At 42.7% G+C, this 18,632-nt stretch carries 21 protein-coding genes; 11 read left to right on the forward strand and 10 right to left on the reverse strand.

Going from position 1 to position 18,632, the window contains the following annotated elements; all coding sequences use genetic code 11:
* Positions 1-2,374 (reverse strand): endonuclease MutS2 (locus E1163_RS13875; protein WP_155172790.1); only part of this gene is annotated, 2,374 nt, incomplete at its 3' end.
* Between the two features lie 10 nt (positions 2,375-2,384).
* A complete protein-coding gene (locus tag E1163_RS13880) occupies positions 2,385-2,795 on the reverse strand; it encodes a DUF4296 domain-containing protein (RefSeq protein WP_155172792.1) in 411 nt (136 codons plus the stop codon).
* Between the two features lie 225 nt (positions 2,796-3,020).
* Here E1163_RS13880 and E1163_RS13885 point away from each other — a divergent pair, with 225 nt between their 5' ends.
* From E1163_RS13885 to E1163_RS13895, 3 genes are read left to right on the forward strand one after another with little or no spacing between them, the layout of a single operon-like run.
* Positions 3,021-3,899 (forward strand): DUF58 domain-containing protein, encoded by an 879-nt coding sequence (locus E1163_RS13885; protein WP_155172794.1) that lies wholly within the window; start codon positions 3,021-3,023, stop codon positions 3,897-3,899.
* Complete coding sequence (locus E1163_RS13890; protein ID WP_155172796.1) at positions 3,892-4,803, forward strand: hypothetical protein; 912 nt, start codon at positions 3,892-3,894, stop codon at positions 4,801-4,803. The genes E1163_RS13885 and E1163_RS13890 overlap by 8 nt, the downstream gene beginning before the upstream one ends.
* The gene (locus E1163_RS13895; protein ID WP_246223672.1) at positions 4,796-5,848 is read left to right on the forward strand and encodes a vWA domain-containing protein; all 1,053 of its coding nucleotides are present in this window, start codon (positions 4,796-4,798) and stop codon (positions 5,846-5,848) included. Before E1163_RS13890 ends, E1163_RS13895 begins: the two co-directional genes overlap by 8 nt.
* A gap of 43 nt (positions 5,849-5,891) precedes the next feature.
* Here the strand turns inward: E1163_RS13895 and E1163_RS13900 are convergent, their stop codons facing one another.
* A complete protein-coding gene (locus tag E1163_RS13900; RefSeq protein WP_155172798.1) occupies positions 5,892-6,500 on the reverse strand; it encodes a LysE family translocator in 609 nt (202 codons plus the stop codon).
* On the reverse strand, positions 6,501-8,045 hold the full coding sequence (locus E1163_RS13905; protein WP_155172799.1) for a GH3 family acyl-acid amido synthetase: 1,545 nt from the start codon (positions 8,043-8,045) through the stop codon (positions 6,501-6,503).
* A gap of 65 nt (positions 8,046-8,110) precedes the next feature.
* On the opposite strand from E1163_RS13905, the gene E1163_RS13910 reads away from it, so the two are divergent.
* The 3 genes from E1163_RS13910 (at position 8,111) to E1163_RS13920 (ending at position 9,890) form a co-directional block, all read left to right on the forward strand.
* A complete protein-coding gene (locus E1163_RS13910; RefSeq protein WP_155172801.1) occupies positions 8,111-8,785 on the forward strand; it encodes a YggS family pyridoxal phosphate-dependent enzyme in 675 nt (224 codons plus the stop codon).
* Positions 8,786-9,163: a DUF423 domain-containing protein gene (locus tag E1163_RS13915; protein ID WP_155172803.1), complete on the forward strand. Its 378-nt coding sequence runs from the start codon at positions 8,786-8,788 to the stop codon at positions 9,161-9,163.
* A 169-nt stretch (positions 9,164-9,332) separates the two neighbouring features.
* Positions 9,333-9,890 carry a DUF4136 domain-containing protein gene (locus E1163_RS13920; RefSeq protein ID WP_155172805.1) on the forward strand — a complete coding sequence of 186 codons (558 nt, stop codon included), beginning with the start codon at positions 9,333-9,335 and terminating at the stop codon, positions 9,888-9,890.
* A 99-nt stretch (positions 9,891-9,989) separates the two neighbouring features.
* On the opposite strand, the gene E1163_RS13925 is transcribed toward E1163_RS13920, so the two are convergent.
* The 3 genes from E1163_RS13925 to E1163_RS13935 all read right to left on the reverse strand — a co-directional run bounded on the left by E1163_RS13925 (position 9,990) and on the right by E1163_RS13935 (position 12,343).
* Positions 9,990-10,415 (reverse strand): DUF1573 domain-containing protein, encoded by a 426-nt coding sequence (locus E1163_RS13925; RefSeq protein ID WP_155172807.1) that lies wholly within the window; start codon positions 10,413-10,415, stop codon positions 9,990-9,992.
* A gap of 74 nt (positions 10,416-10,489) precedes the next feature.
* Positions 10,490-11,896 carry an ATP-dependent DNA helicase gene (locus E1163_RS13930; protein WP_155172809.1) on the reverse strand — a complete coding sequence of 469 codons (1,407 nt, stop codon included), beginning with the start codon at positions 11,894-11,896 and terminating at the stop codon, positions 10,490-10,492.
* Positions 11,897-12,343, reverse strand: coding sequence for a PaaI family thioesterase (locus E1163_RS13935; RefSeq protein ID WP_155172812.1), 447 nt, complete (start codon positions 12,341-12,343; stop codon positions 11,897-11,899). It abuts the gene before it with no gap.
* 83 nt (positions 12,344-12,426) lie between these two features.
* Between E1163_RS13935 and E1163_RS13940 the strand changes: the two genes are divergently transcribed.
* The 4 genes from E1163_RS13940 (at position 12,427) to coaD (ending at position 15,162) form a co-directional block, all read left to right on the forward strand.
* Entirely contained in the window at positions 12,427-12,912 is a 486-nt protein-coding gene (locus E1163_RS13940) for an NUDIX domain-containing protein (RefSeq protein ID WP_155172814.1), read from the forward strand.
* A 78-nt stretch (positions 12,913-12,990) separates the two neighbouring features.
* Positions 12,991-13,800, forward strand: coding sequence for a hypothetical protein (locus tag E1163_RS13945; RefSeq protein WP_155172816.1), 810 nt, complete (start codon positions 12,991-12,993; stop codon positions 13,798-13,800).
* A gap of 3 nt (positions 13,801-13,803) precedes the next feature.
* A complete protein-coding gene (locus E1163_RS13950; protein ID WP_155172817.1) occupies positions 13,804-14,691 on the forward strand; it encodes a DUF3822 family protein in 888 nt (295 codons plus the stop codon).
* Positions 14,692-14,706: 15 nt separating this feature from the next.
* A complete protein-coding gene (coaD, locus tag E1163_RS13955) occupies positions 14,707-15,162 on the forward strand; it encodes a pantetheine-phosphate adenylyltransferase (RefSeq protein ID WP_155172819.1) in 456 nt (151 codons plus the stop codon).
* On the opposite strand, the gene E1163_RS13960 is transcribed toward coaD, so the two are convergent.
* Positions 15,159-15,893 carry an NUDIX hydrolase gene (locus E1163_RS13960; RefSeq protein WP_155172821.1) on the reverse strand — a complete coding sequence of 245 codons (735 nt, stop codon included), beginning with the start codon at positions 15,891-15,893 and terminating at the stop codon, positions 15,159-15,161. The two genes, coaD and E1163_RS13960, sit on opposite strands and share 4 nt — an antisense overlap.
* Positions 15,894-15,998: 105 nt before the next feature.
* On the opposite strand from E1163_RS13960, the gene pyrE reads away from it, so the two are divergent.
* Positions 15,999-16,637, forward strand: a complete 639-nt coding sequence (pyrE, locus tag E1163_RS13965) for an orotate phosphoribosyltransferase (protein WP_155172823.1) — start codon at positions 15,999-16,001, stop codon at positions 16,635-16,637.
* Positions 16,638-16,681: 44 nt separating this feature from the next.
* On the opposite strand, the gene E1163_RS13970 is transcribed toward pyrE, so the two are convergent.
* Together E1163_RS13970 and E1163_RS13975 are read right to left on the reverse strand one after the other, a co-directional pair.
* A complete protein-coding gene (locus tag E1163_RS13970) occupies positions 16,682-17,455 on the reverse strand; it encodes a TIGR02757 family protein (protein ID WP_155172826.1) in 774 nt (257 codons plus the stop codon).
* 2 nt (positions 17,456-17,457) lie between these two features.
* Positions 17,458-18,632: LysM peptidoglycan-binding domain-containing protein (locus tag E1163_RS13975; RefSeq protein WP_185156087.1), on the reverse strand; the 1,175-nt coding region annotated here is incomplete at its 5' end.

The raw sequence follows: 18,632 nt of genomic DNA on the forward strand, positions 1-18,632 counted from the left end.
TTACACTAATACCAGCCCCACCCCTCTCTACATGTTCATCATGAATAGAAGACACCAAACCGGAATCCTTTAAATAGTTCCTGATCAGGTCACGCAGTACCCCGTTACCCTTCCCGTGTAATATTCTGATCTCCTCCATATTGAAAAGCATAGCATCATCAATAAATTTATCAACCAGTCCCAAAACTTCCTCAGCGCGCTTTCCTCTTACATCCAACGTAGAGCTAAACTCTGCCAGCTTTTGGTTCAGGTTCATTCCCGCGGAGCTTCTGGCCGGGTTTTTCTTTGCCTGCTTGGCCATACCTTTTGAGATCTTTTCAAGCCGTTTGAGCTTTACCATCATTTTAAGGTCTCCAACCAAAACCTCAGCATCCTTGCCCCTGATATCCAGCACTTCTCCTACTACATCTTTATCCGTGATCCTCACATTATCCCCAACTTCTACTTTTCCGGGGATCACCTTAACCTTCATGTGCTCCTCAATGATCTGCTCCGGGCTCACGCGCTCTTTTAATTGCCCAAGTCGCTCCCGCACCCTCTTCGTCTCTTTCTTCTCAGCCTTATTCTCCCGGATATGCCTGATCGTCTTTTCTATCTCCTTATTCGTACTGGACAGCAACTGGGCAGCCTCCTTTTTGGCAGAGTCTATAATCTCCTTTTTACGATTCTCCAACTGATTGTAAAGCTGGTCGTATTTGTTTTTCAGGTTCTTCACAAACTGCTCTGTCTCCCTGGCTTCCTTTTCCCTACGCACAATCTCCTGCTCCTGCCTTTCCAGTTTAAGGATCAGGTCATCCACATTCATGGATTTACTTCCCGCCACACCTCTGGCGTATTCGATAATCTGGGGAGGCAGGCCTATTTTCTTGGCTATTTCCAGTGAAAAAGAGCTCCCGGGTTTGCCTATTTCAAGCTCATAAAGTGGCTCCAGATTTTGCATATCAAACTTCATGGCCCCGTTCACTACCTCGGCTTTTTGGCCTGCATAGTGCTTTATATTGCTGTAGTGCGTGGTAATAACACCATTACCCTTCTCTTCAACCAGTTTATCTAATATAGCCTCGGCTATAGCCCCTCCGAAGTGCGGGTCGGTACCAGTACCAAATTCATCAATAAGGCAAAGTGTCTTCTTGTCCGTATGCTTTAAAAAGAACCTCATGTTGGTCAGGTGTGAACTGTAGGTACTCAGGTCATTTTCAATAGACTGCTCATCACCGATGTCAATAAAAATATTCTCGAATATCCCTGCCACTGACTCCTCTCCCAGCGGCACCAGTAAACCACTTTGCAGCATATATTGGATAAGCCCCACAGTTTTGAGACAAACCGACTTACCTCCGGCATTGGGCCCGGAAATGATGATCATCCTCTGGCCATCTTCCAGAGCAATATCCAGGGGCACTACCTTGCGGCCCGTTTTTTCATAGGTCAGGAACAATAATGGATGCCTGGCCTTTTTCCACCTCATGCTTCTGTCGTCATTAACTTTGGGCATTACCGCATTCATTTCTATAGCCAGACGTGCCTTTGCCCTGATAAAGTCGATCAATGACAGGAACTGGTATGCTCGCCTGATGTCGTCCAGGTTAGCTCTCAGGAGATCTGTAAGCGCCGTCAAAATCCGGATCACCTCCCGCTTCTCAGCATTTTCCAGCTCTCGTATTTCATTATTTCCTTCCAGCACTTCGGCAGGCTCTAAAAACACCGTCTGTCCCGTTGCAGACTCATCGTGTACGAAGCCTTTTATCCTTCTTTTATACTCAGCGGTAATAGGGATCACCATCCTGCCATCTCTAATGGTCATGGAAGCACCTTCCGGCACATAACCGTCCTTAACTGCATTTTTGTAAATACTGTTCAGCGTTCTCCTGACCTGGGCATGCTTGGATTTCAACTGCTGCCTCACTTCGGCCAGCTTCTCGCTTGCAGAGTCCTTCACATAGCCGTTATCATCAATCTTTTCACTGATCTTGCGACAAATACTTTCGTCGAACTGCACCATACTTGTGAGTAGGTGAAGCTGCGGAAACTCCTGAGAGCGCTTTCGCAAAAATCTGTCGCACGACAGAATGGTCTGCAATGACCTGTTGATATTAAGGAACTCCTCTTCCTGCAAGAACATTCCTTCTGTTTTGGAACGCTCAAGTGCTGAAGAAACATCCAGGAAGTAGTTCGATGGAAATGGTTCGCCTGCAACCAGTATTCTCACAAACTCTTCGGCTTGCAAGAGCAGCTTTCTGATATGGTCAGGGTTGTTGCTTAGGGTTATCTTATCCACTATACCTGCGCCCAGGTTCGAAAGGCACTTCTCTTTTAATAGTAGTCTTATTTTATCAAAGCCCAGTTTAGCTTCTATATCTTTTGGGTAAAGCATTACTTCTTTCTTACTCCTTGTCTTTTTTTTCGTCTTTTTCTTTCTTATCCTTCTCGTCGCGTACTTCTTCTTTTTCCCGCTGCTCCTTCAGGCGCTGTTCCCTGAGGTTCAGGCTGTCCAGCACAATGCCGTAGATCTCTTCAAGTTCTTTGGGATGATTGTAGTAGTAAGTCATACTACGACGATAAGTCGAATCAGTTACCTGATGTTGCTTAAAAAGTTCTCCTTCATAAACTTCAAATATAGCCATGGACGAGTCGCGGCTCAGTCTCAGGTTATTTACCCTGCTTTCTCCGATATAAATATCTATGAGCAAGGGCACCATTTTATCTTTCGACAGCAGGTCATCAGGCGCTTCATCTTCTTTTGAACACGCTGCAAGCAACAGGACATAACATATCAGGAGTATTTTCGTTTTCATTGGAGCCGTTTTGTTTGAGCATCATGCATTTTCAATGCAAAAGCTTCTGTTTTTAAAATTTTAATATTACAATGCAGGTTTTACGTGCATATTATTAATAGAGTTATAACTTTTGAAGTATCTGATCATCCATTAATAAGGTAAATATTCCTGTCAAGGAAATCATTTTTTCATGAAGGGAATATTCATCAACTTTGTTATAATTTTATAGCCAAAATTGAGCCAATGAAGGATCTCTTAAAAAAGCTACGAAAATACGAAATACAAATCAGAAAGGCTATCAACAGCCAGATGCAGGGAGACTTTCATTCAATTTTTAAAGGATCAGGCCTGGAATTTGACGATGTAAGGTCGTATCAGTACGGTGACGACATCCGTACGATTGACTGGAACGTGAGCGCCAAAGGACATGGCACTTTTGTAAAGACCTTTAAAGAAGAGAAAGAGCAAACTGTATTTTTTATTCTGGATGTAAGCGGATCGCAGGAAATCGGAGGGCATGGAAAGCAAAAGCTGGACATAGGAAAAGAAATATGCGGAGTACTTTCACTGTCTGCGGCAAAGGAAGGCAGTCAAGTGGGATTGATATGCTTTTCTGACCAGAAGGAGAAATTTATAAAACCAAGAAAAGGGCCTCAGCTTGCATATGAGATCGTACATACCCTGGTAAACCTGAAACCAAAATCCCAAAAGACGGACCTCAGCAAAGCCATCTTGTTCACGCTCAACACCATCAAACGCAGAAGTGTGATCGTGTTTATCTCTGACTTTATCGATGAGGGTTACTACCATAACCTTAAAGGCCTGGCCAAAAAGCACGACCTTGTTATGGTCAGGATCACCGATAAGCGGGAGACCAAGCTTCCCAAGCTGGGGATAATTCCCATCTACGAAAAAGAGAGCAAAGAAACCATCTGGGTCAATACTTCATTTGGAAATTTCAGATCAAGAATTAAAAAAAACTATGCTGAGAATGAGGAGTATCTCACTAAATTCGCAAAGCGTCATCAGATTAACTTTGTGACCATTGATACAGAAGAAGATTATGTCCCCAAACTTCTGAAACTATTTAAAATAAGAAATAAAACTTTAAAGAGTGTATAAAGGAATAGCAAGGAGCCTTCTACCGGTTTTATTTTTTGTTGTATTCAATACCCAGGCTCAGCAAATTAAACCGCAAGGGCAATTTTTAAGTGATAGCATTAAAATTGGGATACCCATAGGATATTCCCTTTCTGTCAAATACCCACGAGGTATGGATGTAGTGTTTCCGGACTCTCTGTACGACTACTCGCCTTACGAGCTGGACCGTAAACGCTACTTTCCTACACAATCCGATAGCACACATAGCTATGACAGTGCGGTTTACTACTTCACTTCTTTTGAAATAGACAGTATCCAGCAGCTAAAATTGCCGGTATTTATACTTCATGGCAAAGACAGCACGCCCGTTTATGCAGAAGCCGATGCTGTTATACTCCAGCAACTGGTAACTGAAATACCTGACTCTGTAGCAGCCGAGGCTATGCCTTTAAAGGAAAACACTACTTACAAGAGCGTAAGGCTACAGTTCAATTATCCTTATTTCATCATTGGTGCGGCAATACTCATCGTTCTTGTAATACTTTTCTTTGTGCTTTTTGGGGGCAGGTTAAAGAAACACTACAGACTAAAGCGACTAAAACGAGCCAACGATAAGTTTATTGAAAAGTACGACGCACTGGTACTCAATGATCAGGAGCCTGCAAAAGACAAAGCCGAAAAAGCACTGGTTCTTTGGAAGAAATACCTTGAAAAGCTGGAATCGAAACCCTATACTCAATTAACTACAAAAGAAATTATTCAACTTTATAACCCTGAAAGTATAGCAGATTCATTGAAAGCGCTCGACCGGGTGATCTACGGCAACTTAAGTGTAAACGGAGAGATGATGAAACAGTACACTGCACTTAAAAAATATGCTCAGGAGAGATTTACGGCTAAAGTGGAGGAGGTGAAGCATGGATGAGCAAATGGACTATCAAATCCCATGGTATAGCCTTGAGTGGTTCACGCCTACTGTTTTCAAAAACTTTACCTGGGAGCATAAAATAATACTTTATGCCCTTGTACTGATCCCTGTGTTCATTGCGGGAAGGTGGGTAATCAGGTATTCGCTGAATCAGAAGCTCCCTATTGCACTGACCAAAAGCCAGATCAAGTCCAACCCGACGAACCTCGTTAGGCTGATCCCGGACATATTGCTGATCGTACTTACTGCACTGGTGATCGTGGCATTGGCCAGACCGCAGAAAACGAATGAAAAAGCGATACAATGGACAGAAGGTATTGACATCATGCTGGTGATAGATATCTCTCAATCCATGCAGATCCAGGACTTCAAACCCAACCGGCTGGAATCTGCCAAAGAGAAGGCCGTAGATTTCATCAATGGCCGCTTCCAGGATAGGATAGGTATTGTGATATTCTCCGGAGATGCCTATTCCCTTTCTCCGTTAACAACGGACTACGATCTCTTAAAATCGTCAATCGAGGAGATAAACTTTGAGATGATCGACAACCGGGGCACGGCCATAGGCAGTGCGCTGGCTGTAGCTACAAACCGCATGCGTGAGTCCGAGTCAAAATCCAAAGTAATCATACTGCTTAGTGACGGTGATAATACCGCCGGTAACATTGATCCTATCACAGCAGCCAAGCTGGCTTCTGCCTATGATATCAAGATATATACCATTGCTATCGGTAAAGAAGGAAAGGTACCGTATGGCAAGGACTTTTTCGGCAGACCCAGAATGGTGGACAACACCCTGGATGAAACAACGCTGAGGGAAATAGCTGATATAGGTGAAGGTCAGTTTTTCCGTGTATCTGACAATGAGGCTCTGGAAAAGGTGTTTAAGATCATCGATGAATATGAGAAGGCGGAGATCAAAGAAACGCGCTACAAAGACACCACTGATTTTTACATCAATTATCTCAATTGGGCTATTTGTGTTTTCCTTTTGTGGTTGCTCTTGAAGTCTACATTTATTACTAATGTGTTGCAGGATTAAGAGGTAAATATTCAGAATGTACCTACACCTTGCCAAAGACAAATTACCAGTTATACACAAACATCCTTAGGCCAAAGGCTATCAGGGCAACGCCTACGATTACGTTGAGAATAGTAAAAAGCCTTGGTGTGATCAACGTACGAAGCTTATTGGCCAGATAAGCTTTAAGTACATCAGTAATCAGTACAATCAGCATGATGATGCCGAAAAATAAGACCAGCGTTTTGCCGGAGTAGCCGTATTCAATGGTGGCCATACTCATGGCTCCCAGCCAAAAAATCAGAACAAACGGACTGATACCGTTAATGATGAATCCTTTGAATATATACCTAAAAAACCCTTTAACAGAAACAGACCGATGGATAATCTTTGTCTTTTTCCTGGATTTGAAGAGAGAGACAATACCGAATACAATAAGGATAACCCCTCCTGCATAGCCTATCCATTCATTGTATTTCGAGTTTTTGATAAACTGCGAAAGCCCAAAGTATGCCAGGTTGATATACACTACATCGCTAAAAAATATCCCTATGGCCACCAGTATAGCCTTATCGAACCCTTTTTCTATACTGGTTTGAAGCAGCGTAAAAAACACCGGTCCGATAAGAACGGCAAGCACAAGGCCAAATAGCAATCCGTTTACAAAAACCATTCAGACAGATTGCTTGATGAAGTTTTTCCAATCTTCATACTGAGCACTCTTTATTACCCGAGGGAACTTGTTTTGTCCCCCAACCTTGCCTTTGGACTCCATCCATTTGTAAAAAGTACTTATCGGAAGTACATCAACAAAAACTTCCTTAAGTGCCGCACTGCGTTCTACAGCATAGTCATCGTTGAGCTCTTTCAAATAGCCGTCCAGCTTGGTCCTGATCAATTCAGGATCAACATCAGCGTCCGTGCCGATATACCAATGATGGGCAAACAGGGTGTTGTGCGGGATGCCCGCCACGGTAAATTCCGGTATTGCTATATTAAGGTCGTCACCTACCATTTCAATGGCTTTGTTCATATTATCAACAGACATATGCTCACCACACAGGCTCAGGAAGTGTTTTGTACGCCCTGTGATTATTATTTCTGAGTCCTCCTTCGAAGTAAATTTCACCACATCTCCGATGATGTACCTCCAGGCTCCTGCACATGTTGAGAGCAGAAGTGCATACTCCTTACCCTCTTCCACTTCATCAATCATAAAAGTCTCTGCATGGGGCAGGATGTCTCCGTTTTCGTCAAAATTCCTTTCATCAAAAGGCACAAATTCATAGAAAAGCCCATTGTTCAATACCAACTTCATTGACCGGTGGTTCGGTTTGGTCTGGAAGGCGATAAACCCTTCCGAAGCCAGGTAAGTTTCTATGTAATAGATCTCTTTGCCTAGTAACTTCTGGAAACCTTTTCGGTATGGGTCAAAAGACACGCCTCCATGAACATACGCCATCAGGTTTGGCCATATTTCGTGGATGTTGGAAACCTGATGGTATTCCAATATTTTTTCCATCAGGATCTGTATCCAGGCAGGAACGCCTACGATGATGCTGATATTCCAGTCCTTTGCCTTTTTGGCTATTTCATTCAGTTTTTCGTCCCAATCCTTTGTTTTGGCTATTCTTTTGCCCGGCTTGTAGAAATGCTGAAACCAAAAGGGCAACTGCGCCGCCTGAATACCGCTGAGATCACCTTCGAAATAACTCCCTCTGTTATTGAGCTGTGTACTGCCCCCCAGCATCAATATGCCCCCCTGAAAAAAGCCGGAAGGAAGGTCATATTTGCTCAACGAAAGTATTTGTCGGATACTCGTCTTCTGGATGGCGCGCTTCATGTCTTTGGTTATCGGCAAGTACTTTGATGAAGCCTCCGAGGTGCCCGAACTTAAGGCAAAATATTTAACGTTGCCCGGCCAGCATATATTCCTTTTGCCCTGCTTCGCAATATGCCACCAGTCCTTATACATTTTGTTATAGTTATGGATGGGCACCTGCTCTTTATACAACTGAAAAAAGGCCTTTTGATCTTCCTTTTTATACGCATTGAGAATGCTGCCAAAAGCATAGTGTTTTCCGAAAGCAGTCTGACTGGCCGTAATGAGTAGTTTCTTTAATTCTTGCTTTTGTATGTCGAAAGGATTTGAATACTCCTGTTCCAAACTCTCCCTTATCCTTATTCCTTTCTTTAATAAAGTACCTAAAATAGGCATATGCTCTCAGTTAAAATTTTTTACTTTGTTATACACAAATATTGACCCGATATTAAAATTATAAAATGGATATCAAAAACAATATTAAGAAAATTCAGGATTTTTTATCAGGAAAACCAGCCCGATTAGTAGCAGTAAGTAAAACCAAGCCTGCAGAACTAATACAAAAAGCTTATGATGAAGGCCTTCGCATATTTGGTGAAAACAAGGCCCAGGAACTATCGGAGAAATATGAAGTACTGCCGAAAGATATAGAGTGGCACATGATAGGCCATTTACAAAGAAACAAAGTAAAATATATAGCTCCTTTTGTAACGCTGATCCACTCTGTAGACAGCCTTCGTCTGTTGAAAGAAATTGACAAACAGGCACAAAAAAATGATCGTGTTATTGATTGCCTGCTACAGGTACACATAGCGGAAGAAGACACCAAGTTTGGCTTATCGGAAGAAGAGCTGAAAGAGATGTTGGCTTCTCAGGAATTTGAAGCCATGAAAAACATCAGGATTGTAGGGCTCATGGGCATGGCCACTTTTACGGAAGACCAGGATCAGATACGCCGGGAATTTAAGTCTCTGAAAAATATATTTGACCGATTGGCCCAGATGGAAACACCGGTCAATGTCTCCATGGAAGAACTGTCTATGGGCATGAGCGGGGACTATGAAATTGCTCTGGAGGAAGGAAGCACTTTAGTAAGGGTAGGCAGTGCTATATTTGGAGAAAGAAACTACGCCTAGATGAACAACAAGAATATATTAATTGCCGCAGCCGTATTAGGAGCGCTCTCTGTAGCCATAGGTGCTTTCGGCGCTCACGGACTTAAACCCTTACTGCTGGAACATGGCAGGCTGGACACTTTCGAGACCGCTGTAAAATACCAGTTTTATCACACACTCGCCATTTTCGGACTGGGCATTTTGATGCTAAAGTATCCTGATAAGCATTTTAAATATTCTGCTGTTTGTATGATAGCCGGTATAGTCATATTCAGCGGTTCTTTATATGTGCTCTGCCTGACGAACATCGCAGTGCTGGGCGCTATTACCCCGATTGGAGGGGTGATGTTTATCCTGGGCTGGATCTTCATGGCTTTGGGCGTGAGAAAAGCGCTCTAGCCAGCCAACTCCACCGGACGATGTACCTGCGCATCCATAGTATGTGGATTTGTTTCCACTGTTTTCAAAGGCTGGCATCTATGTGTAAGCATTAACCCGCTATATAATGGCTGGCACAGTATTCTCATCAGTTTAGGTGAAATTATGTTCATCTAAACTAATACTAAACATGAGACATTTAAAAATACTAATGGCCATCTTTTGTATAGCTGCTATCTCCAGCACTCCTACTTACAGTCAGGATTTGGTAGCTATGGATGAAAGACTGGACACCAGCTTTGAAGATTATAAAACTTTCGGCTGGACGTCAAGTGCGAAAAGTGCCAGCTCAGAGGATTTTTTCAATGATGCGGTACTAAAAAGCACAATCAGGGACGCAATTAAATATGAACTGGACGCCCGAGGCTATAATATGGCAGGTGCAAGCCCTGATTTGCTGATAAATTTTAAGGTTTTTGAAAAACCTACACAGTTTCAGGGGTACACCGGATATGAAGAAGTACTCGGAAACGATGAAGTAAGGGAAGAGGAAGATTTCAGAACGTACAACCTCAAAGAAGGTACTCTTCTCATTCAAATGCTGGACAAAGAAAAAGGTACTATCGTCTGGCAAGGATATGCTTCCGGTATAATGGACGATGACAATATGTTTGACAGGGATCCTACAAAGATCAAGGATGCCGTTGAGCAGATCTTTAACAGGTTTGAATATAAAGCCGGGAAGTAATTTCCTGAGGTGTTATTTGGAACAGAAAAAAAACGCTTTCAAATTCAATTTTTGAAAGCGTTTTTGCTTTTATATATAGTGTTTTTCCGGGAATTCAGCTTAGTTACTACCAGTGCCATCTTCTTTCTGAGGCAATACGTTGGTAGTTATAGTCAGCCTGTTATTCGGATTAGTTGCATTGCTAATGATGGTGATCACTTTATTTTGCATTCCCAGCTTACCTGAGCTATTAAATTTAATAGTCATGCTTGATTCCTGTCCGGGAGCAATAGGATCCCTCGGCCAGTCAGATGCAGTACAACCGCATGTTACCTGAACGTTAGTGATGATCAATGGTTCATTACCAGTATTTTCAAAGGTAAATACATGCTCTACCTTATCACCCTGATGAATATCACCAAAATCAAATTTCGTTTCTTCAAAAGTCATTACAGGGCCATTTGCATTTTCCTTCGTAGTAGACTCTTGTGCTAACGCGTTGAAAATCACAAATATACCGAAAATAGATACCAAAAGAGTTTTCATAAAATATTGATTTAATTGTATTGCAAATATAAGTTTATAGGCTGATAAACAATAACCCTGCCCGTTTTTCATAGTTAAGATACGTACATTTTCTTATTAAAGTTCACCAAAAATAGTTGATCCGTCGCTCTTGTCGCTGCGGTGTATAACCACCGGATGTACTCTTTATCTAAATTATCATCTTTAAGGTAACCCTGGTCTACAAATACGGCATTCCACTGGCCGCCCTGGGATTTATGGCAAGTGAGTGCATAGGCAAACTTAACCTGCAAGGCGTTCAGGTACGGGTCCTTTTTCATTGCTTCCTTTCTGGCCCTGGCCGATTCCAGGTCCTGGTAGTCCTGCAATACAGATTCATACAACTGCCGGTTCTGCTCCTCAGACAGCGCGGGCGTTTCAGTATACAATGTATCGAGGATCACCTTGGCGTCAAAAGCATTTTCCGAAGGGTAATCCACCATCCTCAACTGTAGCGTGGCAAACCTGAACCCATGCATTTCTTCAAAGGATATGATCTTCATTACCTCCACAAAATCTCCATTGGCCAGAAAGTTGCCAGCTACATCATCCGGAGCATGCAAATAATTGTTTCTCACAATCATCAGAAACTCTCCTGCCTCCAGTTCAGACTCATAAAAGTGTATGCGCGCCCTGATGTACTGATTATAGTTGTTGGCCAGCCTGTTCGACCTGCAAATGATAATGGTATTTTCCACGCCAAAGTTGTCGTACGCATATCTCAGCCCCTCTTCCATTTTTTCTCCCGTCATCCTGAAAATGTCCTTATGGCCTTTGGTCTCAAAACCTATGACCGGGGCAGATTTTGAACTTAGTTCATTCCTTAGCTTGGTTGCATTGAAAAGGATACCAGAATCAGTTTCCTGTCGCATTACTTCGGTCAGGGTAATCTGGCGCACGGAAGCATGAAAATTAGCTTCGAGATAGCCTTTGTCCAGCGCCGGGCTTAGCTCCTGCCCCACCGGAGGCAACTGCGCATCGTCCCCCACCAGTATCAGTTTATTGGAGAGGTCAGAGAATACATATTGAAAAAGATCAGTCAACAGGCCCGTTCCTCCGAAACTCCGGTCTTCATTGATCATGGAAGCCTCATCAACTATAAATATAGTGTCTTTAGCATAGTTGGTCTGCCGCTTAAAAGCCGGCCCTTCGCCTTGCTCCCCTACCTGCTTGTATATCTTTTTGTGCACCGTAAAAGCCATTCTCTTTGCATATGAAGACATTACTTTTGCGGCACGACCTGTAGGTGCCAGCAATACGAACTTCATATTAAAAAGTGGCAGCGTAGCCACCAAAGTACTGATCAGAGTGGTTTTACCTGTACCTGCATATCCTTTTATAATGAAAACAGATTTTTCATCCTTCTCCCCCAGGAAGTCATCCATAGAAAGAAAGAGCGACTCCTGCCCGGAGGTAGGGGTAAACGGAAATTTATTGAGCAGTATTTGGGATGGCCTGGGCATTTAGCTGGGTATATCTTCAGGAAAAATAGTGACCATGGTTGTTGTGGCTTTGGCTATCAGCGTCTTGGTTTCTCCGTTAATACACCATACTTCCGCCTCACAAAAATTCATTTTCCGTCCCTGCTTGATTACCCATCCTTTGGCGTGTAACTTTTGGCCTACACCCGGATTGAAGTAAGAGACTTTTATCTCGCCCGTTACTACATGATGATCTTCAGGTACAAGCGTGTAGGCCGCGAACCCGGCGGTTATATCGGCCAGTGTGGCTATTACACCACCGTGCACAAACCCCTTTTGCTGTTTATGTATCTCCTCTATATCCAGCCAGCCTTCTGTACAGCCTTCTTCGATCACATTCAGTGAAAAGTTGATATGTTTCATGAAGTACTGCCGCTTAAGGTATTGTTCAACACGGCTTTTATATTCCGGGTTAAGGGTCTTGATCATTATCAGGGAATTATGTTTTGCCACAAATATAAGATATCGCCCGTACCTTTATAATTTTCAGCAATTAGTAGTAATTTCAATGAATGAACGATGCAATCAAAAGCACTTATGGGAATAAAGTGCGGGTAAGGGTATGCGGTATCTGCGTTAAAGACGATGCCCTGCTGCTTGTAAACCATGGGAGCCTCAATGATAAAGATGCGCTATGGATACCACCCGGCGGAGGAATAGAGCCGGGAGAGGCTGCAGAAGTTGCACTAAAAAGAGAGTTCAGGGAGGAGACCGGCCTGCAAATAGACGTCAGCGAGTTTCTGTTTGTCAACGAATTCATACAACCACCACTTCACGCTGTAGAACTCTTTTTCAGGGTAAATATCCTGGACGGAGCGCTTATGCAAGGCACTGACCCTGAGCTTGATGCCGGGAACCAGATCATAAAAAAAGTAGAGTTTGTGACTTTTCAGAAATTAGCAGTTATGGGAAATGAAATATTACATAATGCGTTACATTCCCTCGAGAGTCTGGAATCGTTATTAAATATGCGGGGCTATTTTAAATTTTGCCAATAATTGCATAAAATAGCACTTTGATTAATTATGTATTACATCACAAAATCTTTATTATTGCAATCAAAAAATACGTAAGAAATGAATGTTACCAAAATTATCTCTATAGTCCTACTAATTGCGAGCCTTGCATTAGGTTATTATTTGGTGGACAGTGTTAAGTCGGAAATTGATGAGAAGCAATTAATCGCCGACCGTGAAGCCGCTGTTATCGAAAGATTAAAACTAATCCGCGAAGCCGAGACTGTATACCTGGAAGTGCATGGCAACTACACCAGTGATTGGGACAAACTGATCAATTTCGTTAAAACCGGCAGATATCCTATCATTCAGAGAAAAGAAAGAGTGGTAACATTAAGCTACGGTGCGGACAGCTCTATTGTAACATTTGACACGCTGGGGATCATTTCTGCAAAAGAGAGAATTTTCAAAGCTACCCATAACGTTAACGCCGCTAATGATGGTATTTTCCAAAAATATCTGGTAGAAATAGGCAAAGAAGTTAAACAAGGTAACCAGGCTTATGTTCTTAATCAAAACGGTAAGGATGTAACGCACAAGTTCAGAAGGAATGGTAAGGTTACCAGACAAGAAAGTTTATTTGAAGGCCAACAAGTAACTAAAGGCGACCTGTTGATGACATTGGAAGAAACCAAATTTGATCCTAATGTAGACATCGACAGACTGCCTTATGTACCCGGACATGAAAACGTAAAATTCGAAATTTACGCTGCCGAGGTAGATAAAAGTGGTGCCCTTGTGGATGTGATAGAGGTGTACAACCCTAAACCTTTTGATCCTACAAGAAAAGAGGATGCCGATGCCAAAAACAAAAAACCTCTGAGATTTGGCTCTAAAACAGATGTAACAACTTCAGGAAACTGGGAATAAACATTGGATACTGCAACAATCAGCTATAAGTTAATCAAGAAGATAAAAGATGAGAAGTTTGACATAGACAAACTTCATCAGTATAACCTTATGATCCAGATCGGGATCAGGGACTTACAGATAGCTGTTGTTGACTCTACCAATAACCGGTGTCTCCTCCTTGAAGATTATATATTAGCAAGTGTAAAATCATACAAAGCGCTGAAGGAGCTTCTTTCCACCCTCTTTGAAGAACACCATCTTTTGATGGCAGGCTTTTGGAAGACGGTTAGGATCAGCTTAAAAAGCAACAAGTTTTCTCTGGTTCCTTCAGCGCTTTTTGTAAAAGAAGCTCTTTACGATTATCTGAAGCTCAACTCTACCATAGATCCTGAGCACGAAGAGATCCTTTACTATAAACATATAAAGTCAGACGCTATCTGCGTTTTTGCAGTGCGCAAAGAACTTTACAACTGGCTTAACAGCCTTTACCCTAATGCCGAGGTAGGCTTCATACACCAGTCGAGTGCCCTTATAGAAGGTGTGATCAACTTCGAAAAAACGAACAAGAAAAACACCATGTACCTGTATATCGACAGGTTTAAGCTGCACATTATTACCTTAAAGAATAATAAACTGGAGTTCTACAACCAGTTCAGCATCAAACAATTCAACGACTACATCAAGTATATCATGCTGGTGATGAAAGGTTTGAACAAAAACCAGAAAACCAGCGATGTTATTCTTTGGGGATATATAGGCAAACAATCCCCGCATTACAATGAGTTTTATAAGTTCATAAAGAATATATCTTTCGGGGACCGTCCTGACTACTTAAATTACGGTTACATTTTTGATGAAGTCCAGGATCATCACTTCTTTGATCTGTACAGCATTCACCTCTGTGACTAGGTTAAACCACTTCAAATGAAAAAAATAGCCATCTTCCCAGGCTCATTCGACCCTTTTACCAAAGGACATGAAGATATTGTTATTCGTGGCCTGAAACTGTTTGATGAAATCATCATCGCTATAGGGCACAACAGCAAAAAAAGCAATCGCTATTTTGAAGTTGAGAAAATGGCAGAGCTGATCGATGGAACATTTGAGGAGTTTGACAACATCAAAGTCATTATCTACAATGAACTTACTGCAGAGTGGGCTAAAAAACATGGTGCAAAATACCTGCTCAGGGGTTTAAGAAATACCACTGACTTTGAATATGAGAACAGCATCTCGCAAGTAAACAAGCACCTGAACAAAGACCTTGAATCTGTATTTCTGATTACGTCTCCGGAACTGGCAGCTATAAACTCCACCATCATCAGGGAAGTACACCGCTATGGTGGCGATGTAAGCGACTTCCTGCCTTACGAAATTTAGCCTGCTGAATTTTGTTCTTTTTCGGCCTGCTCTTTTTCAGCCTGTTCTTTCTCGATCTGTAGTTTTTCCTTCTTAAAAAACCTGTCGAAAACAAAGGCTATAGATTTATAGGAGTCTTGCAGGGCATGGAATACTTCCTTACGGGTCATCCACCTCACCTCTTCTATATCCTCCTCTACCTGAGGCTTCATTTTGGAGTCTTTCACAATATCCATGGCATACCATACGGTCTTTTTGAGGATTTTCTTCCTTTTCATGGTATAAGTATGCCAGGTAGTACAAATCTTTTCGCCCATACTTACCTTTACATGGCACTCCTCCTCTACCTCTCTTTTGGCAGCCATATAATTGTCTTCGCCTTTGTCCAGCTTGCCTTTGGGCAGGTCCCATTTCTTGAGACGATATATCATCAGCAGCTTATCGCCCTTCCTTACTATACCTCCTGCAGCCTTGATGATCTTAAATTTCTTTTTGAGGAATTTCCTCATATCCTCATAGTCATCGACCGTGAGGGTAAGGGAAATTAGCCCGGGTATGATAGTGGTGTCAAGAAGATCAAAAATATGGTCTATCTCTTCACGTTTGGCGTGTTTTATCCAAACCCGATGCAGTAACTTTGCCTGAGTGATAGGCTCATTCTCTGCATTGAGTATGTAATTGAATTCCCGTTTATCCGGCCGCTCAGTTGCTCTTACAATGGTAACCGGGATGTCATTGATGAAAAGGTTCATCCAAAAAAGGTCAAATTTATCTCACAAATGAATAAAATATTTGGCAGCACGCCAATAGAATTTAACTTTTTTAATCCATAAATTCGCAACGAAAAGATATTGCCCATGAATACTAGCCTTGGCCACACCATAGCCGGAAAATTATTAGACATTGAAGCCATCAAGTTAAACCTCGACAATCCTTTTACCTGGAGTTCGGGTTGGAAATCACCAATTTACTGCGACAACCGACTTTCTTTGTCATACCCTGACATACGCACTTCTATAAAAAATGGCTTGGTTGAAGCTATAAAAGCCAATTACACAGGAGTGGAAGCTATAGCCGGTGTAGCTACTGCAGGCATCCCTCAGGGAGCGCTTGTAGCAGAAGCTATGGGGCTGCCATTTTTATATGTCCGTTCCAAACCCAAAGGGCATGGCATGGAAAACCTGATTGAAGGAAAAGCAACCTCCGGACAAAAGGTAGTGGTGATCGAGGACCTTGTATCTACCGGCGGAAGCTCCCTGAAAGCAGCAGAAGCACTAAAGGCCAACGGTGTAGAGGTATTGGGTATGGCTGCCATCTTTACCTATGGTTTTGACCTGGCTGATAAAAATTTCAAGGATGCAGGGATCCCTCTCGTATGCCTGAGCAACTATAATTTGCTACTCGAAGAGGCGCTGAAACGCGACTATATTAAAAAAGACCAATTGGCTTCTTTAGAATCCTGGAGGCAGGATCCGGGCAACTGGAAAAAAGCTTAAAGATCATACTCTGGTCAGGGCCTGCGCATATGTCAGGCCCATACCTAAAACTTCTCTTCTATCCCTAACCCAAAAAGGGCGAAGTCATATTTCACAGGGTCTGTCGGATCAAACTGCTTTAATCTATTGGTGAGTTCCACTGCAGTCTGCCAGTCTGTTTGCTTTCTTTTGATCAGGCCTAGTTTTCTTGCCACACGGTCTACATGCAGGTCGCATGGGCAAATCAGTTGAGCCGGATCAATTCGGTTCCAAAAACCAAAATCAACACCACGGCCATCTTTCCTAACCATCCACCGCAGAAACATATTGATGCGCTTACAGGCAGATTTACGCTCCGGAGTAGCAATATGTTTCTGAGTTCTCCCGGGATGGTCCGGAAGGCTGAAAAATAAATGGTGAAAGTTTACTAACCCCTGCTCTACGTTATCTGCATCGGCTGACATACCCTGAAGAAACGCATCTTCCAGGCTATCATGCGTGGTGTAATACCACTTGAAAAATTCAATGAAATAGAGCGTATCCGTAGCATTAAAAGTACGGTGCTTAAAGTTCAGGAACCGTTTTAGGTCTGAATCCACATGGGTAGTAATAAATTCATAGGGAGCATTGTCCATCAGGGCAAACAGTTCCTTGCATTTATTGATGATCGTAACCCGCTGCCCCCAGGCCAGAACAGCGGCCCAAAAACCAGAGATCTCAATATCCTGCTTTTTGCTGAAAAGGTGAGGAATGGAAACCGGGTCGTGAATGATAAACCCGGGATTATTGTATTCCTCAGCCTTTTGGTCAAGAAATGCTTTAAGCTCGCTAAAATTCAAAATTATGGAATGTATGAGATAGAAACCCTGAACTTGGGATCGATAGCCCCCAGCCTGTCATAGGCAGACTTGGAGATCTTTATCAATACATTTTGATTGACCCCGGTATCAGGAAGGCGGCCTAAAACCCGCACAAACACCTCCTGATCGTTCATTTCGTTTCTTACCCTCATGATGGTACCAACCTTGGCGGTCCGGTGCAATGCAAGATACTTCCGTGTGTTTTCTGACCCCTCAATCAACTCTGCAAGACCTGCCTCAGACACTTCGGCAAAGGTACCGGTGGATTTCTCAGGTGTGGATTCTACCGGAGTGGTGCTGCCTGTCGTAGTTTTCACCGGGTCACTGTTTTCGTTCTCATTCCTACCTATGATTTCCCCGGTCTCTTCCGGGTTATTCGCCATATCAGCACCAACCGCCTCTTTTGACACCGGTTCCTGTAGTACCAAGGGCTCTGTATTGGCCTGGGATGCTATCACTACAGGTCTGGAAACGAATAGTTCCTGACCAATGCTGATATCATTGTCAAGCAGGTCATTCCAGGTCTTGAGTTCAGCTACAGTTACATTAAATGACCTGGAAATCGAATACAAGGTTTCTCCTGAACCTACCACATGGGTCTTTCCCTGTTTTGCGGTTCGTTTGGTAACCTGACTATTACTGTCGGTATTACCGTTATTGTCACTATTTTGATTGTTGTTGTTTTTTATAACCAATCTCTGTCCGATATCCAGAATGTTTCCATCGATATTGTTCCATTTTTTAATGTCTTCTATACTCACACTATACATTCTGGATATGGAATACATAGTTTCCTTGGGTTTCACTACATGTACTTTTTCAGTACTACCTGTTTGGCGTGGCTGATCACTTTTTGGTGAGGCACCGGTATTGGCCACCTCCTCTGATCTGGCATTCTTTTTAGGCTTCCTTTCCACAAAGGGCACTCTGATGACCTGACCTATTTCAAGACCATACTCTGATGGTGGATTACTCTCAATGATCTGATTGATCGGCACATTGTACCGGCGCGACAATGAATATAAAGTCTCCTTTGCTTCCACGCGGTGAAGTATGTACTTCTTTCCTCCCTTAGTCTCCAGGCCTACGGAATCGGCCGGCATAGTAGATGCAATAGCCTGGAGGGAACTAATAAAAATAATTGCTGATAAAAAAA

Origin of the sequence: Fulvivirga kasyanovii, assembly GCF_009711405.1 — a bacterium.
Classification (GTDB): Bacteria; Bacteroidota; Bacteroidia; order Cytophagales; family Cyclobacteriaceae; genus Fulvivirga; species Fulvivirga kasyanovii.

Coding starts and splice junctions, on each gene's coding strand:
- E1163_RS13910 (WP_155172801.1), top strand. CDS start 8,111: ATGGATATCAAAAACAATATTAAGAAAATTCAGGATTTTTTATCAGGA.
- E1163_RS13900 (WP_155172798.1), bottom strand. CDS start 6,500: ATGGTTTTTGTAAACGGATTGCTATTTGGCCTTGTGCTTGCCGTTCTT.
- E1163_RS13925 (WP_155172807.1), bottom strand. CDS start 10,415: ATGAAAACTCTTTTGGTATCTATTTTCGGTATATTTGTGATTTTCAAC.
- E1163_RS13935 (WP_155172812.1), bottom strand. CDS start 12,343: ATGATCAAGACCCTTAACCCGGAATATAAAAGCCGTGTTGAACAATAC.
- pyrE (WP_155172823.1), top strand. CDS start 15,999: ATGAATACTAGCCTTGGCCACACCATAGCCGGAAAATTATTAGACATT.
- E1163_RS13905 (WP_155172799.1), bottom strand. CDS start 8,045: ATGCCTATTTTAGGTACTTTATTAAAGAAAGGAATAAGGATAAGGGAG.
- E1163_RS13885 (WP_155172794.1), top strand. CDS start 3,021: ATGAAGGATCTCTTAAAAAAGCTACGAAAATACGAAATACAAATCAGA.
- E1163_RS13930 (WP_155172809.1), bottom strand. CDS start 11,896: ATGCCCAGGCCATCCCAAATACTGCTCAATAAATTTCCGTTTACCCCT.
- E1163_RS13915 (WP_155172803.1), top strand. CDS start 8,786: ATGAACAACAAGAATATATTAATTGCCGCAGCCGTATTAGGAGCGCTC.
- E1163_RS13920 (WP_155172805.1), top strand. CDS start 9,333: ATGAGACATTTAAAAATACTAATGGCCATCTTTTGTATAGCTGCTATC.
- E1163_RS13895 (WP_246223672.1), top strand. CDS start 4,796: ATGGATGAGCAAATGGACTATCAAATCCCATGGTATAGCCTTGAGTGG.
- E1163_RS13960 (WP_155172821.1), bottom strand. CDS start 15,893: ATGAACCTTTTCATCAATGACATCCCGGTTACCATTGTAAGAGCAACT.
- E1163_RS13945 (WP_155172816.1), top strand. CDS start 12,991: ATGAATGTTACCAAAATTATCTCTATAGTCCTACTAATTGCGAGCCTT.
- E1163_RS13880 (WP_155172792.1), bottom strand. CDS start 2,795: ATGAAAACGAAAATACTCCTGATATGTTATGTCCTGTTGCTTGCAGCG.
- E1163_RS13940 (WP_155172814.1), top strand. CDS start 12,427: ATGAACGATGCAATCAAAAGCACTTATGGGAATAAAGTGCGGGTAAGG.
- coaD (WP_155172819.1), top strand. CDS start 14,707: ATGAAAAAAATAGCCATCTTCCCAGGCTCATTCGACCCTTTTACCAAA.